Genomic DNA, 15,051 nt, shown 5'->3' on the forward strand with positions numbered 1-15,051 from the left:
CCTCATGATCGGCTGAAGGCACCCGGCGCGGCCCCGCCCCGGGTGCCTTCAGCCGATCATGAGGTAGCGGCACACCATTCCGGCCGCGGCGGTGACCGCCTGCCGCAGGGTCGCGGCCGCGTCGACGATGCCGGCGTCCAACGCGGTCACGTACGCCCCGGATACGACGTCGAAGGTGACCTCGGGCCCGCGCCGGCACAGGTCGGTCGGACCCGCCAGCGGATCCCGCCCCGCGTTGCGCATCAACTCCTCGTACGGTGCGACAAGGGCGTCGATCACCACCGCGTAGCCGAGCGCCTCGTCCCCGCTACGCGACAGCCGCGCGCCGATCCGGTCGGCGATGGTGAGCAGTGCCGCTCCGCCGCCCGGTACCAGTCCCCACTCGACCGCCGCCTTCGCGTTGCGTACCGCGTCGTCGATCTGGCGCCGGCGCTTCTTCAGCTGTCCCTCCGTCGACTCGCCGACCCTGATCACCGCGACGCCGCCGGAGAGCCGGGACAGCCGCTCCCGCAGCATTCCCCGCTCCTCGTCGCCCACATGCTGGTCCAGCTCGGCCCGGAGGCCCTGGATCCGGCGCCGGTTCAGGTCGGCGTCCCCGGCGCCGTCCACCACGGTCGTGTCCCGGCGAGTGGTGATCACCTTGCGCGCGCCGCCCAGCACCTGCACGGTGGCCGCGGCGAGCCCACCGTCGGCGTCGAGCACCACCGTGGCCCCGGTGAGCAGCGCCAGATCCGCCATCACCCCGCACCGCTCCTCGTCCGGCCAGGGCAGTCGTACGGCAACCGTGCCGAGGTCCTGCTCCATCTTTCCGACGATCAACGCGGTCAGCGCGGCGTCCCGGACGTCCCGGGCGAAGATCGCCAGCGGGCGGCCCTCCCGGCCGGCCAGGTCCAGGAAGGGGCGCAGCTCGGGTACGGCCGCCAACCGCTGGTCGACGATGAGGATCGACGGATCGTCGAGCATCGCCTCGGCGCCCTCGGGGTCCGTCACGAAGTACGGCGAGACGTGTCCGGCCGGCACCCGCATCCCCGTGGTGAGTTCGAGTTCGAGCCCGAACAGGTTGCTCTCCTCGACGATCACCACGCCGTCCTTGCCCACCCGCTCCATGGCGGTGGCGACGAGGTCGCCGACCACCTCGTCGCCGGAGGCGATGGTGGCGACCATCCGCAGTTGTTCCTTCGTCTCCACCGGCACCGCGAGGTCGGCCAGCTCGGTGAGGACCGCCTGGGCGCCGGACTCGATGCCGCGGCACAGCGCCACCGGGTTCGCGCCGGCCCGCAGCGCCGCCGAGGCGCCGTCCATCATGGCCTGGGCGAGCACGACCGTGGTGGTGGCGCCGTCGCCGACCCGGTGCCGGACGCCCTCCACCAGTTCCCGGACATAGTTGGCGCCGATCGCGTCCCGGGTGTCGTACGCGGTGAACTGCCGCACCACGCTCGCCGCGTCGCCCAGCTCGTGGTACGCCCCGGCGGCGTCCTCCACCAGCACCCGCCGGCCGAGCGGGCCGAAGGTCCGGCGGACCAGGTCCGCGCCGGCTCGGAACCCCCGGGCGACGATCGCCTGGTGCCGGTTGTAGTTGGTGCGCCGGGGCGCGGCGCCGGTGGCGGCCTTGGCGATCCCGCCACCGTCCCCGTCCGGTGCTCCGGGCCGACCGGCCGGTGCCGGGACGGTGGCCAGGTAGATGTGCGGCTCGGCGTTGTAGGCGCTCCACTTCGGCTTCTGGTCCGGCCGGCGGCGTACCACCCCGTCGTGGACGTACCGGAACAGCTCGTCGACGCCGACCCGACCGTCGCCGTCCAGATCGGCACCGCCGGTGGCCAGCCCCTCCAGCAGTACGTCGGTGAAGATCGATCCCCGGGGCGCCGACTCGACCAGGCCGTCGGACTCGAACGCGTACTCGTAGCTGTCGCAGGCGCTGATCACCACGTAGCCCCGGCCGACCTGGCCCTCGAGTGCACCCTGCGGCGCGCCCTTGAAGCCTTCGGCGAAGGCGCCGGCGAAGCAGCAGTCCAGCACGAGCACCTTGGCCGCGGCGCGACACGCCTCCAGTTGCTCGTTGACGAAGGAGCGGGAGATGGCGGTGCTGGCCGGTCGGGTCCGGACGGTGTTGGCGGCCGCGAAGTAGAGCCGGTGGAACGGGTCCACGATGCCGTGGCAGGAGAAGTAGAGCAGGACGAGATCGTCGTCGGCCCGGTCGGTGAGCAGGTCCTCGATCTCCCGTCGTACCTCGTGGTCGGCGGCGTCCTGCTGGGTGCGTACCGTGAAGTTCCCGACCGCGGGGTCCTCCAGCACCGCCGCCAGCCGCTCGACGTCCTGCTCCGGGGCCCGCAACTGGTTCAGTGACGGGTCGTCGTACTCGCCTACGGCGATGAGCAGCGCGTAGCGGCCGGCCGGCGGGCTAATCCGCACCGGACCCGGCACCGCTCTGAGTTGGTGGTACGCCGAGCCACTCGGTCACCATCCGCTCGGTCTCCTCGCTGGGAGCGCTGATCGTGAGGGTCCGGCGTCCGTCCCGGAGGATGATCCGGCGGGCGGCGCCCCGTTGCACGAAGGCGACCGCGACCTGGGCCAGCGCGGCGACTGTGGTGGCCGAGAAGAGACCGGTGACCACGAGTTCGGCGAGCGCGCCGGCGGTGCCCTTCGGGCCGGGGCGCCCGAGCCGGCCGAGCCGCTCGGCGGTCTCGACCGGGCCGGCGGGGTTCCCGACGTCGGAGGTGCCGAACGACCCACCTCCACCGAACGACTCACCTCCGCCGGTCGACTCGCCTCCGCCGGTCGGATCGTCGACATCGGGCCGGGCGACGTGCAGGATGGTCCGGGCGTGCAGCTCCCTGAACAGCGCCGTTGCCGACTCGGCATCGCCGCGCACGCTTCCGGGGACCGGCCCGGAGACCACCAGGGTGATTACGCCACTATTCATGGAGTAATCGTGTCGTGACAATAAGTAGTCGCCTGTCGGGTTTCCGTCACTGTCCGGTCAGCCTGCCGACACCTCCGCAGCCAGCCCGCCACCGGTCCATCGGCGGGCCGACTGGCCCCGGATGAGCACAGTGGGTATTCATGGCGTATGCCCAGGTATGAGACACCCTGGCAGGAGGAACCGGGCCGTCCCCCCGGCGGCACCGTCTACGGACGCCGCTACCGCCGACTGCCCGAGGACCCGCTGCTGTTTGCCGCGTTCGCCGTCGGTGGCGCGGGCGTCCTGCTCGGCGTGCTCCTCGCCGCCGGAGTCTTCTCCGGAAACGGGGCCGGCGAGCGACCGACCCGGGTCGCTCCGGCCGGAGGCCCCAGTGCCAGCCCGCCGGCACCGACCCCGGGCGGATCGGCGGCCGGCAGCAACCCGGCCGCCACCCCGACCCCGACCCCGACCTCCGCGCCGAGTCGTACCCCGGCCGGGACACCCGATCCCACCGGTCCACGGCTGTTCCGCTCGGCCGTCTCCGCCCTCTGCCTGGACATCGTCGGCACCGAGATCGCCGAGGGGGCCGACGTGCACCAGGTGCCCTGCGACGCCACGGCGAGCCAGCGCTGGCTGCCGAACCTGGTCGGCGGCGACGTCTTCACCCTGGTCAACGCCGCCAGCAGCAAGTGCCTCGACGTGGACGGGGCGAGCCTGGCCGACGGCGCTCCCGTCCAGCAGTGGTCGTGCACCGGCCAGCCCGACCAGCGCTGGCGGCTCGTCCGCACCGCCGCCGGTACGACGATGCTGGTCAGCGTGCACAGCGGCAAGTGCCTCGACCTGCCGGCCGCCAACCTGGCACCCGGAATCAGGATGCGGCAGTTCAGTTGTCAGGCGACGCCGAACCAGCAGTGGATCGAGCAACGGCCGGCCTGACCGGGGTCGAGGTCGGCGGCCGGTCCCGACGGCGAAGCCGCATCGACAGCACCGCCGCGCCCGCACAGAGCGCCCCGGCGACGTACCAGGCCACGGTGTAGCTGCCGAGCTGGTCCCGGACCAGTCCGGCGCCGGTGGCCGCGATCGCCGCGCCGACCTGGTGGGCGGCGAAGACCCAGCCGAACACCACGGCTCCGCTCGCACCGAAGTACTCCCGGCAGAGCGCCACCGTCGGCGGCACCGTGGCCACCCAGTCCAGCCCGTAGAAGATGATGAACACCAGCATGCTCGGCCGGGTGGAGTCGCCGAACAGGCTCGGCAGCACCAGCAGCGACGCACCCCGCAGGGCGTAGTAGCCGGCGAGCAGCAGCCGGCTGTCCACCCGGTCGGTCAGCCAACCCGAGGCGATGGTTCCCACGATGTCGAAGAGACCGACCAGCGCGAGCAGGCTGGCGGCGGTGGTCTCGGTCATCCCGTGGTCGTGCGCGGCCGGGATGAAGTGCGTACCGACAAGTCCGTTGGTCGACGCGCCACAGATCGCGAAGCCGCCGGCCAGCAGCCAGAACGCCCGGGTCCGGGCCGCCGTGCGCAGCGCACCCACCGCCCGCGCCGCCGCTCCTCCGGTCGGGACCGGTGCCGCGACGACCTCGGTCGCCCCGTAGGGCGGCACGCCGAGATCCGCCGGGTGGTCGCGCAGCAGCCATCCGACCAGGGGTACGACGGCCAGCGCCGCCCCCGCCACCACCAGTGCCGCCGCCCGCCAGCCGTACGCCTCGACGAGGTTGGCCAGCAGCGGCAGGAAGACGAGCTGGCCGGCGGCACCCCCGGCGGTGAGTACCCCGGTGACCAGGCCCCGCCGGTGCACGAACCACCGCCCGGTCACCGTGGCCACGAAGGCGAGTGCCATGGACCCGGTACCCAGCCCGACGAACACGCCCCAGAGCAGGATCAACTCCGCGCTGGTCCGCATGAACACCGTCAGCCCGCTACCGGCGGCGACCAGGGTCAGGGCACCGGCGACCACCAGTCGGATGCCGAACCGGTCCATCAGCGCGGCGGCGAAGGGCGCGGTGAGGCCGTACAGGATGAGGTTGACCGACACCGCGGTGGAGATGGTGGCCAGGGACCAGCCGAACTCCTCGTGCAGCGGATGCAGCAGCACGGACGGGGTGGCCCGGAAACCGGCGGCGCCGACCAGCGCGACGAACGCGACGGCGGCGACCAGCCAGGCGGGGTGCAGACGGCGGATGAGGGTCACCAGCCGAGTCTGCGGCTCGCGGGCCGGAGCGGCGAGTGGCCGGAGAGCCACGATGCGCAAGAATTGGGCCAACAGCGTCGGAGTCGGTCGGAGTCGAAGGAGAACGTGACGATGGTCACCACCGGACGGACAGGACCGCACCGGGTCGCCGTGCTCGCCCTCGACTCCGTGGTCGGGCTCGACCTGGGTACTCCCGCCCAGGTCTTCGGTACCGCGCGGGACGACGCCGAGGTGCCGTTCTACACGGTCGCAGTCGGCACCGCCGGCGCCCGGCCGGTACGCAGCAGCGCCGGGTTCCAGGTGCTGCCCGACCACGGACTGGAGATCGCCGAGGAGGCCGACACGGTCGTCGTGCCCGGGATCCACGGCGGTGCACCGCTGACCGACGGCACCGTCGATCCGGAGATCCGGAGGGTGCTGCGGCAGGCCCACGACCGGGGTGCCCGGATCATGTCCATCTGTACCGGCGCCTTCGTCCTCGCCGCGGCCGGTCTGCTCGACGGCCGCCCGGCGACCACGCACTGGGCGTACACCAACCGGTTCCGGCGGATGCATCCGCGGGTACGGCTCGATCCGGAGGTGCTCTTCGTCGACGACGGCGACATTCTCACCTCGGCCGGGGTCGCCGCCGGGCTCGACCTGTGCCTGCACGTCATCCGGACCGATCACGGCAGTGGGGTCGCGAACCGGTCGGCCCGGCGTTGTGTGGTGCCGCCGTGGCGGGAGGGCGGTCAGGCGCAGTACATCGAACGGCCGTTACCCGAGGCGACCGCCAACGGTACGGCCCGGACCCGTGACTGGGTCCAGCACCGGTTGCACGAGCCGCCGACCCTGTCCCAGATGGCGGCGCACGCCAGCATGAGCGTGCGGACCTTCACCCGGCGGTTCCGCGAGGAGACCGGACTCAGTCCGGCCCGCTGGCTGCTCCAGCAGCGCACCGACCACGCCCGCCTGCTGCTGGAGAGCACCGACCTCAACGTCGACCAGGTCGCCCGCCGCTCCGGCTTCGGCACCACCGCCGCCCTACGGCAACAGTTGCACCAGCGCATCGGCGTACCGCCGACCGCCTACCGCCGCACCTTCCGCCCACCCGCGCCCCCGGTATGAGGATGAGGGTGTGAGGAGGGGGCCCTTCTTATACAAAAACCGATAAGAAGGGCCCCCTCCTTACAGCTCAGGCGCAGGTGTTGCCGTTGAGGGTGAAGGCGGTGGGTGCCGGGTTCGGGCCGGTGTTCGAGGCGAGGAAGCTGAACTGGAGCGTGCCGCCCGGTTGGATGTTCGGGTTCCAGTTGGCGTTCCGGGCCGTGACGGCGGCGCCCTGCTGGCTGCCGGTGGCGTTCCAGAAGGTGCCGGCGCGCTGCGTGCCGGGGAAGGTCCAGCCCACCGTCCAGCCGCTGACCGGCTGGGTGCCGGTGTTGGTGACCGTCACGGTGGCGTTGAAGCCGGTGCCCCACTGCTGGTCGACCTTGTAGCTGACCCGGCAGGCCGCCGGGGGCACGGTGGTGCCGAACGAGATCTTGTGGAGCTGGCCCGGGAGGTCGTTGACCAGGTACAGCTCGCCGTTGGCGTCCTGCCCGAGGCTGGTGGGCTGGATCGTCAGTTCGGTCAGCGACCGGGTGGCGTACGCCCCACCGGCGGTGGCCGGCGGACGGACCACGAAGGCGGTGCCGGAGCAGTAGTCCGTGGCCAGGTACGTGCCGGTCGCGATGTCGGCGAACTCGTCACCCCGGTAGACGTAACCGCCGATCACCGCGCAGCCCTCGGCCGAGGTGCGGTACGAGTGGACCGGATCGACGTACTGGGCGCCGGCCTGGCACCGTGCCTGGTTGAACACCACCGGACCCTCCCGGCAGGACCAGCCGAGGTTGGCGCCGCCCTGGTTCGCCCGCAGGTGGTCGAACTCCTCCCAGGTGCCCTGGCCGACGTCGGCGATCCAGAGCGAGCCGTCGCCGCCGAGGTCGTGGGAGAACTTCCACGGGTTCCGCAGCCCGTACGTCCAGATCTCCGGCCGCGCTCCGGCCGTGTTCACGAACGGGTTGTCGGCCGGTACGCAGTAGCGCTGGGTGCCGCAGGCGCGGTTCACGTCCAGCCGGAGGATCTTGCCGAGCAGGGTGCCGAGGTTCTGCCCGGAGTTGAGTACGTCGTCCGAGCCGCCCCCGTCGCCGATGCTCCAGTACAGGTAGCCGTCGGGGCCGAACGTGACGTGCCCGCCGTTGTGGTTGGAGTACTCGGAGTGTGCCTGGCTGAGCACCACCTGCTCGCGGCTCGCCGGGATCGGCTGCTGGCCGGCGCTGTCCAGGGTGAACCGGGACAGCGTGACGGCGCCGTCGGGCAGCGCGGTGTAGGTGAGGTAGAGGGTGCGGGTCTGGGCGAAGTTCGGTGTGGTGACCAGGCCGAGCAGGCCGCGTTCGTTGCCGGAGGTGTCGACCCGGTCGGTGATGTTGAGCAGTGGTTCGGCCGCCAGCCCGGTGTCCGGGTGGTAGACCCGGATGGTGCCCTGCTTCTCGGCGATCAGCAGCCGGCCGCTGCCGTCGTCCGGGGCGAAGATCGCGGTCGGCCGTTGCAGGCCGAACGCGACCTGGGTGGTGCTGACGGTGAGCTGGTCCAGCGGTACCGCCGCCGCCGCTGCTTCGGCGCGCTCCGGGGCGGGTTGTCCCGCCGCCGACGGTGCGCCGAACGCGACGAGCGGAGTGATTATGGCGGCCGCGCCAGCCAGGCAGAGCCGCCCGAAAGATTGACGTCGCAGCATATTGACTCCCATCGGTTAACAGGAAGGTAATGCTGCTGACGACGCCTAGATCCACCTGTCCCGAACTATGGGAACGCTCCCATGGGAGATTACCGGACGTGGGCACGCATAGCGCGCAACTGCCCGAGGTGCGCCGGCAGGTGCAGCCGACCGTGGATGTCGAGCATCCTCCCCCACGGCAGGGACTCCTCGATGTGCAACTCGAAACCCTCCCGGAGATGCGAGTCCACCGGCGTCTCCGCCTCCGGCCCCAGCCGGTCCACCAGTGCGCAGAGCCGCTCGCTGGTGACGTGCAACCGGGCGGCCAACTCGGGCAGCCCCGCCTCCGCCGGCATCATCGCGTCCAACTGCGGTCGCAGGGTCGGCCGCGCGTCGTAGTACGCCCACGGGGAACCGGCCAGCACCGCCTCGGTCGCCTCGGTCAGCAACTCGTCGTTGGCGGCGAGGTGCACCACGACCTGCTCGGCGCTCAACTCACCCGACGGCGGTGCCCCGAACCCGCCCACGGCCACCTCGGCGAGCAGGTCCGCGTACGCCCGGCGCAGTTCCGCCGTCTCCATCCCCCGACTCTAAGACCGGGTCGGTGCGGAACGTGGCGCTAACCCGAAGATCAGCGACCCCGGCGGCCCCGGCGGGCGCGCAGGTAGTCGGAGACGACGTACTCGCCGAGGTCGCCCAGTTCCGGGGTGAACACCCGGCCGCCGCTGCGCCGGGCCACCGCGTCGACGAACCGGCGCAGTCCGGGATCCTCCCCCAGCATGAACAGGTTCATGGTGGCGCCGTACCGGGTCAGGTTGTCCACCTCGGCCACGGTCGCCTCGATCGTCTCCGGCAGCGGTGGCCAGTTGAACACCCCGCCGCCGAGCTCCGGATCGAGGTGCGCGGTCGGCTCACCGTCGGTGACCACCAGCACCACCGGCTCGGAGCCCGGATGTTGCCGCAGGTGCCGACCGGCCAGCTTCAGCGCGTGCTGCAGGTTGGTGCCCTGCACCATGTCCGGTTCCACTCCGGCGAGTTCCTGCTGGGTCAACGGCATCGCCTCCCGACCGAAGCCGATGATCTGCAACGCGTCCTGCGGGAACCGGGTGGCGACCAGGTGGGACAGGGCGAGCGCCGTCTGCTTCATCGGCCCCCAGCGGCCCTCGGAGACCATCGAGTAGGACAGGTCGACGCAGAGCGCCACCGCCGCGGAGGCCCGGCGCTCCGTCTCCACCACCTCGAAGTCCTGGGCAGCGAGCTGCACCGGCACCCCGGCGCCGGTACGCCGGACCGCGCGGGCCAGCGTCCGGACCACGTCGAGCGGCTGCTCGTCGCCGTACTCCCAGGGCCGGGAGGCCCCGGTGACCTCGCCGGCAGCGCCCGCCGAACGCAGATCGTGCTGACCCCGACGCCCGGCGGAGAGTTCGGCGAAGATCCGGCGCAGCGCGGTGCCGCCGAGCCGGCGCAGCGCCTTCGGGCTCAACGCCAGCCCGTCCGCGCCCCGGGTCAGCCACCCCTGCCGGCGCAACTCCCGCTCCAGCTCCCGCAGCCGGCGTACGTCGTCGGCGGCGTCCCGGCCGAGGCTGCGGGAAACCGACTCGACGTCGATGTCGTCCAGGGTCGCCCCGGGATGCTCCTGGCCGAGCTGGTCCAGCAGGTCGTCGAGGTCGGCGATCTCGCCCAGCGCCCCGGCCGCCTCGCCGTAGCCGAGCGGCTGGTCGCCCCGGACCCGTTCCCGCCGTTCCCAGGCGAGATCGGGACGCAACGACCGCAGGTTGGCGTCCAGCGCGGAGAGCTGCCCCGCCAGTTCCGGGCCGAGTGACGACTCCATCAGCCGGGCCAGTTCCTCGCGCTGGTTCGGCGTCAGGGACCGCATCAGCCGCTCCCCGGCGGCGGCCCGCCGGGCCAGCGCGTCGACCAGTTCCTCGACCGTCTCCGGTTTCTCCGGGAAGAAGTCGCCGTGCCGCCGCATGAACTCGGCGAACGCGTCGGTGGTGTCCTCGCCCCGGTCGTGCCGGGCAAGCAGGTCGTTGAGATCGCCGAGCATCTCGGAGAGCTGGCGCTGCGCGGCCGGGTCGGCGGCACCCCGCATCGCGTCCCGGAGCCCGCTGAACCGCTGCTCCAGGACGTCCCGGCGGAGCCCGTCCAGAATCTGCTGGTAGCTGGCCCGCGCCTCGTCGCTGGCCCACTCGTATCCGGAGAGTTCCTCCACCGCCCGCGCGGCCTGAGAGGGCAGGTTGTCCAGCACGGCCTCGGCGAACCGGGCGTTGTCGTCGTCGCGACCCCGCAACTCGTCGCGTTCGGCGGCGAGCGCCTGGTCGAGCAGTGCCTGTGCCCGGGTCACCGCGCCGTCCAGATCTCCCCGGCGCAGCGCCTCCCGGCGCATCCGCCGGGCCCGCGCGACCAGGTCGTCGAGCCCGCCCCGGTTCTCCGGTCCGCGGCGCAGCAGATTACGCAGCGCCTCGCGCAGGCTGCCGCCGGCCAGCACCTCCGCGCCGACCGAGTCGACCGCGGCCCGCACGTCGTAGGGCGGGGCGAGCGGGTCGGGGCCGCCGCGCCAGGAGCCGTACCGGAAGCGGTTTCCGCCGGCCATGATCAGGCCCAGTCGTCGTCGCGGTCCGGACGACCGCCGAGATCCCGGTCACCGCCGCCCGGCCGCCGGCCGCTGTCCGGGCTCCGGCCGCCGTAGCGGGTACGGCCGTCGTCGGTGACGTCCTTGGCCAGCCGGCGGGTCAGGTGCAGCCCCTCCAGGACGAACTCGATCCCGGCCGCCGCCTCGGCGGGGGTCGGCGCGTCGCCCAGGCCGAGCCGGTCCAGTGCCTTGGCGAGCCCCGGTACGGTGCCCACCTGGCGCAGCAACTCGGTCGGGCCGACCAGTTCACCGGTCTCGATCACCGCACCGTCGGCGACCAGCGCGGTGAACCCGGACACGTCCAACCCGGCCAGGCGGGCCCGGAAGGTCTCGGCGGTGGCGGTACGCAGCAGGTGACCGAGGATCTCGATCTCCCGGCCCTCCTCGCCGCTCTCGAACTCGACCTTGCCGCGCAGGGTGCTGGTCACCGACACCGCGTCACCGACCCGGGCCACCGGCTCGGTGTCCGGCGCGGCGGCGGGCCGGCCGTCCGGCGTACCGGCGGCGAGCAGGCCGGCCCGGCGCAGGGCGGCGGCGGAAACGGTCTCGGCGGCGGCGATCGCGAACCGGGCGGAGACTCCGGACCGGGGGTCGACCGACGGCGACTCGCGCACCGCGCGGGCGAACCGGGCCAACACCTCCAGTACGTGTTCCGGCACCGCCGACACCAGGGCCGCCTCCTGCCGGATCAGCTCCAGCTCCAGCTCCAGGTCGAGCGGGTAGTGGGTCCGGATCTCGGCGCCGAACCGGTCCTTGAGCGGCGTGATGATCCGCCCCCGGTTGGTGTAGTCCTCCGGGTTGGCGCTCGCCACCAGCAGCAGGTCCAGCGGCAGCCGGAGCTGGTAGCCGCGAATCTGGATGTCCCGTTCCTCCAGCACGTTGAGCAGCGCCACCTGGATCCGTTCGGCCAGGTCAGGCAGCTCGTTGACGGCGAAGATGCCGCGGTTGGTCCGGGGTACCAGCCCGAAGTGGATCGTTTCCGGATCGCCGAGGGTACGTCCCTGGGCGACCCGGATCGGGTCCACGTCACCGATCAGGTCACCGACGCTGGTGTCCGGAGTGGCCAGCTTCTCGCCGTACCGCATCGACCGGTGCAGCCAGCCGATCGGCAGGTCCTCGCCGGCCTCGGCGACCGTACGACGGGACGCCGGGGTCAGCGGCTGCATCGGGTGCTCGTTCAGCTCGGAGCCCCGGAGCACCGGGGTCCATTCGTCCAACAACTGGCCGAGTGCCCGGATCAGCCGGGTCTTGCCCTGGCCCCGCTCGCCGAGCAGCACCAGGTCGTGTCCGGCCAGCAGCGCCCGTTCCACCTCGGGCAGCACCGTCTCGTCGTAGCCGACGATTCCGGGGAAGCGCGGCTCGCCGGCACGGAGCCGGGCCAGCAGGTTGTCCCGGAGTTCCTGCTTGACGGTCCGGTACTGGTGGCCGGCGGCGCGAAGCTCGCCGAGGGTGCCGGGCAGTTCGGCCGGCGGGGTCGGCGGGACCTGGGAAGTCTTTGTCACCCGCCCTACGCTAGCTCTAGATTCCGCCGACCGGCGGGTACCCGGTGGGCCAACCATGATCCTCGGCACCCTGAAGATCCGCTTCCGTTCCTGAGCCGCTGTTCAGCAGTACCCGCAGGCACCCCGGCGGCGCAGGTGGTACGCGAGGGTGGCGGCGCCGAGCGCGAACCCCCAGAGCGGCCAGAGCAGCATCGGAATCACGGTCAGGCTGCCGCCGCCCAGTTCCTCGGAGAGTTCCGGCTGCCCGTACAGGGCCAACCCGCCGGCGGTGATCGCGATCGCCACCAGACTGGCCGGGATCACGGCCAGCTTGATCGGCACCCGACGACCGGCCAGCCCGACCATCCAGCGAGGGAACCGCTCACCCCAGCGTTGCACCAGGCCCAGGGTCGCAATCGCGCCGACCACTCCGAAGGCGCCCAGCCCGACACCGGCCCAGACCAGCCCGCTGTCGTGCATCTCGTCGAGGAACTCCTCGGTGATGCCGAGCGGAATCCCGAGTCCCCAGGCGAACCGGGTGCCCGCGTACAGCACCGGGATGACCACCGCGGTGTAGGCCGCCCAGCGCCCCCAGCGGGTCGCCGACTCCGCCGAGGTCCAGGTCGCGGCGCCGGCGCGGCGCCCGCACGACGGGCAGGCCCCGGCGGTACGGAACTGCCAGCTCAACACTGCTCGGGCCAGCAGCAGTCCGGTCACGATCGAGAAGACCTTGTAGCCCAGCGCCCAGGTGAAGAGTTCGGAGTAGTCGACCGGGGGCCAGCCGAACGGCAGTCCACCGATCAACATCGGCGCGTACCCGGCGTACGTCAGCACCTGCACATCCGGCACCACCAGGAGCAGTCCGGTGACGACCAGCCAGCCGTAGCCCAGCAGCGCGATCCGGGGTGCTCCGCGCAGCCGTACCGCGTGCGGACCGGCAATCGCCAGCGCCGTCACCGCCGCGCCGAGCAGCAGCAGCGCGAAGACCGGGGCGGCGACGCCCGCCGGCACCCGCCACAGCAGGCTGCCCTCGCCGTCCGGGTCCGCTGCGCCGAACGGGTACCCGTGCCCGATGATCACCCAAGCCGAGGCCAGTAACCCGAACAGCGCGGTGCAGCCGGCTGCCAGGTAGCCGATCCGGTCCGTCCACCCGCCCCGGGCGACGGTGCCGGCATCGTCGCGCTGCGGCGAAGTGCTGGTGGTGGCCATGGCGGGTCCTTCCGTCGACGGTAGGCCCGGTTCCGGCGCTGCGGCGGGCGTGTCACCCCGCCGGAGCCTTTCCCGGGTCCTGTTCCCACCATCGCGATCCCGGGTGCCCGGGGCCTCCCGGCCGCAGGTGAACCTCCTCCCTCCACAGGGGGACTCCACAGAAGGATTCCGGAGGATCTCCAGCCGAACTCCGCAGGAGGACTTCCTCCGCCGGGTTGACCTCAAGTGGGATCGAGGTATCAGGATGTTCGCCATTGGACACGTCGCCAGCCGAATGGAGAGGAGCCGCCGCCATGAGCGTCAGTTGGGCGTACCTCTATGGACATCCCGGAGCCGATCCGGTGGCCGACCGGGTCGTGCTCGACCGGGGCGGACAGCGGACGACGTTGGTGCCGGTACCGGACGAGTCGCAGGCCGCCCCGGTGGCGGTCCAACTCGTCGAGGAGGGCGTCGGGCTCATCGAGCTGTGCGGCGGCTTCTCCGTCCAGGACGCGGCCCGGGTGATCGAGGCCGTCGACGGTCGGGTTCCGGTCGGCCACGTCACCTTCGGGGTGGAGTCCGTCCGGGGCGCCGCCGCGTACAGCGCCCAGTTCGACGCGGACCAGCCGGTCGGAGGCGGCTGACCACCGGTCCCCTGCCACCGGTCGGCGGTCAGTCCTCGGGGGATGCTGTCGGATCCGGTCCCGGATTGGTGGCCTCGAACAGGGCCACGCAGCCGCGTACGGTGACCCGGATGTCGGTGAACCGCTTGTCGAGTTGCCAGCGCAGTCCGGCCAGGTCGTCGTCGGTGTTGTGGAAGATGCCCCGGGCGTTGTAGACCGCCATCATCCGGCGGGCCGGCGCGCTGACATCCACTCCCGACGACAGGATCGTGCTCCCGAACAGCCGACCGCCGGGGCGAAGCGCCACCGCCGCATTGGTCAACACCTCGCCCTTCTCCTGCCAGCTCCCGGGCAGGCAGTGCAGCAGGAAGTTCGCCCCGACCGAGTCGTGGTGGCCAGCCTTGAGCGTGCCGTCGTCGAAGGGCAACGGCTGGAGCACGTCCGCCCGCACCACCGCCGGTTCGTACCGCGCGACCCGGGCCGCGCTCACCCGCAGCACGGTGGGGTTCAGGTCGACCAGGGTCAGCTCGGGGCGCCGGGTCGGGAAGCGGCAGCGGTCGAGAAAGTACCCGCTGCCGGTACCGAACTCCAGATGGTGGGCGCCGACGTTGCGGTCGTAGTTGGCCAGCATGTGCCGCTTGGGACAGCGCCAGAACAGTCGACAGGACAGGCCCAGGACGAACTGGTCATAGCCGGCCAGCACGAGCCGGTTGTACACGGCCTGCCCCGCGAGAACCTCGTCGGACGGTGCGCGGGGGTGGTCCTCCTGCATACGCTCCAGCTAACCGGGTCGCGGACGGCCTGACCAGCCCCGACGTGTCGTTGTGCACCCGTCGGCGAAGAGACGCGCACGAACCGGCGATGGCGGGAGGGGAGACCAACCGACGCCCGCACCCGGTTCCACCTACCTGTGGATTCTCTCGTCGTGCCTGGTCATGGTGTAGATTCGGCACCCGAGATGATCGATTTGTCCGCCGCTGTCATCGTGATCACCGGGGCCATGGCCGCCGGCAAGTCCACCGTCGCGCAGCGGCTCGCGGAGCGGCTGCCCCGAGCGGCACACGTACGCGGCGACGTGTTCCGCCGCATGATCGTCTCGGGTCAGCAGGATTTCACCCCGGAACAGGCGACCGAGGCGACGGCGCAACTGCGACTGCGTTACCGCCTCTCGGCGGCGACCGCCGACGGTTACGCCCAGTCCGGCTTCACCGCCGTGGTCCAGGATGTCATTCTCGGCCCCCAACTCGCCGACTACCTCGAACTGATCACCACCCGACCCCGCTTCGTCGTCGTACTCGCCCCCCGC

13 protein-coding genes are annotated in these 15,051 nt (G+C 72.1%); 4 read left to right on the plus strand and 9 right to left on the minus strand.

Annotation, left to right across the window (positions count from 1 at the left end):
- Positions 1-48: 48 nt before the first annotated feature.
- Together groEL and I0C86_RS28875 are read right to left on the minus strand one after the other, a co-directional pair.
- Positions 49-2,409: a chaperonin GroEL gene (groEL, locus tag I0C86_RS28870; RefSeq protein WP_196204463.1), complete on the minus strand. Its 2,361-nt coding sequence runs from the start codon at positions 2,407-2,409 to the stop codon at positions 49-51.
- A complete protein-coding gene (locus I0C86_RS28875; protein WP_196204464.1) occupies positions 2,399-2,920 on the minus strand; it encodes a hypothetical protein in 522 nt (173 codons plus the stop codon). Before I0C86_RS28875 ends, groEL begins: the two co-directional genes overlap by 11 nt.
- A 147-nt stretch (positions 2,921-3,067) precedes the next feature.
- Between I0C86_RS28875 and I0C86_RS28880 the strand changes: the two genes are divergently transcribed.
- Positions 3,068-3,835, plus strand: coding sequence for an RICIN domain-containing protein (locus tag I0C86_RS28880; RefSeq protein ID WP_196204465.1), 768 nt, complete (start codon positions 3,068-3,070; stop codon positions 3,833-3,835).
- On the opposite strand, the gene I0C86_RS28885 is transcribed toward I0C86_RS28880, so the two are convergent.
- Positions 3,783-5,093 (minus strand): MFS transporter, encoded by a 1,311-nt coding sequence (locus tag I0C86_RS28885; protein ID WP_323373897.1) that lies wholly within the window; start codon positions 5,091-5,093, stop codon positions 3,783-3,785. The two genes, I0C86_RS28880 and I0C86_RS28885, sit on opposite strands and share 53 nt — an antisense overlap.
- A 111-nt stretch (positions 5,094-5,204) precedes the next feature.
- Between I0C86_RS28885 and I0C86_RS28890 the strand changes: the two genes are divergently transcribed.
- Complete coding sequence (locus I0C86_RS28890; RefSeq protein ID WP_196204467.1) at positions 5,205-6,200, plus strand: GlxA family transcriptional regulator; 996 nt, start codon at positions 5,205-5,207, stop codon at positions 6,198-6,200.
- Positions 6,201-6,267: 67 nt separating this feature from the next.
- Here the strand turns inward: I0C86_RS28890 and I0C86_RS28895 are convergent, their stop codons facing one another.
- From I0C86_RS28895 to I0C86_RS28915, 5 genes are all read right to left on the minus strand, one after another.
- Entirely contained in the window at positions 6,268-7,842 is a 1,575-nt protein-coding gene (locus tag I0C86_RS28895) for a PQQ-dependent sugar dehydrogenase (RefSeq protein WP_196204468.1), read from the minus strand.
- An 89-nt stretch (positions 7,843-7,931) separates the two neighbouring features.
- The gene (locus I0C86_RS28900; protein WP_196204469.1) at positions 7,932-8,402 is read right to left on the minus strand and encodes a hypothetical protein; all 471 of its coding nucleotides are present in this window, start codon (positions 8,400-8,402) and stop codon (positions 7,932-7,934) included.
- A 50-nt stretch (positions 8,403-8,452) separates the two neighbouring features.
- Positions 8,453-10,414, minus strand: coding sequence for a vWA domain-containing protein (locus tag I0C86_RS28905; RefSeq protein WP_196204470.1), 1,962 nt, complete (start codon positions 10,412-10,414; stop codon positions 8,453-8,455).
- A 2-nt stretch (positions 10,415-10,416) separates the two neighbouring features.
- Positions 10,417-12,012 (minus strand): magnesium chelatase, encoded by a 1,596-nt coding sequence (locus I0C86_RS28910; protein WP_230394962.1) that lies wholly within the window; start codon positions 12,010-12,012, stop codon positions 10,417-10,419.
- A gap of 45 nt (positions 12,013-12,057) precedes the next feature.
- Positions 12,058-13,143, minus strand: a complete 1,086-nt coding sequence (locus I0C86_RS28915; RefSeq protein WP_196204471.1) for a hypothetical protein — start codon at positions 13,141-13,143, stop codon at positions 12,058-12,060.
- Between the two features lie 293 nt (positions 13,144-13,436).
- On the opposite strand from I0C86_RS28915, the gene I0C86_RS28920 reads away from it, so the two are divergent.
- Complete coding sequence (locus I0C86_RS28920; RefSeq protein WP_196204472.1) at positions 13,437-13,766, plus strand: DUF6506 family protein; 330 nt, start codon at positions 13,437-13,439, stop codon at positions 13,764-13,766.
- 28 nt (positions 13,767-13,794) lie between these two features.
- Here the strand turns inward: I0C86_RS28920 and I0C86_RS28925 are convergent, their stop codons facing one another.
- Positions 13,795-14,517, minus strand: a complete 723-nt coding sequence (locus I0C86_RS28925) for a class I SAM-dependent methyltransferase (protein ID WP_196204473.1) — start codon at positions 14,515-14,517, stop codon at positions 13,795-13,797.
- 186 nt (positions 14,518-14,703) lie between these two features.
- Here I0C86_RS28925 and I0C86_RS28930 point away from each other — a divergent pair.
- The coding region (locus I0C86_RS28930) for an AAA family ATPase (protein WP_196204474.1) at positions 14,704-15,051 on the plus strand (348 nt) is incomplete at its 3' end.

Source organism: Plantactinospora alkalitolerans (assembly GCF_015690345.1).
Classification (GTDB): Bacteria; Actinomycetota; Actinomycetes; order Mycobacteriales; family Micromonosporaceae; genus Plantactinospora; species Plantactinospora alkalitolerans.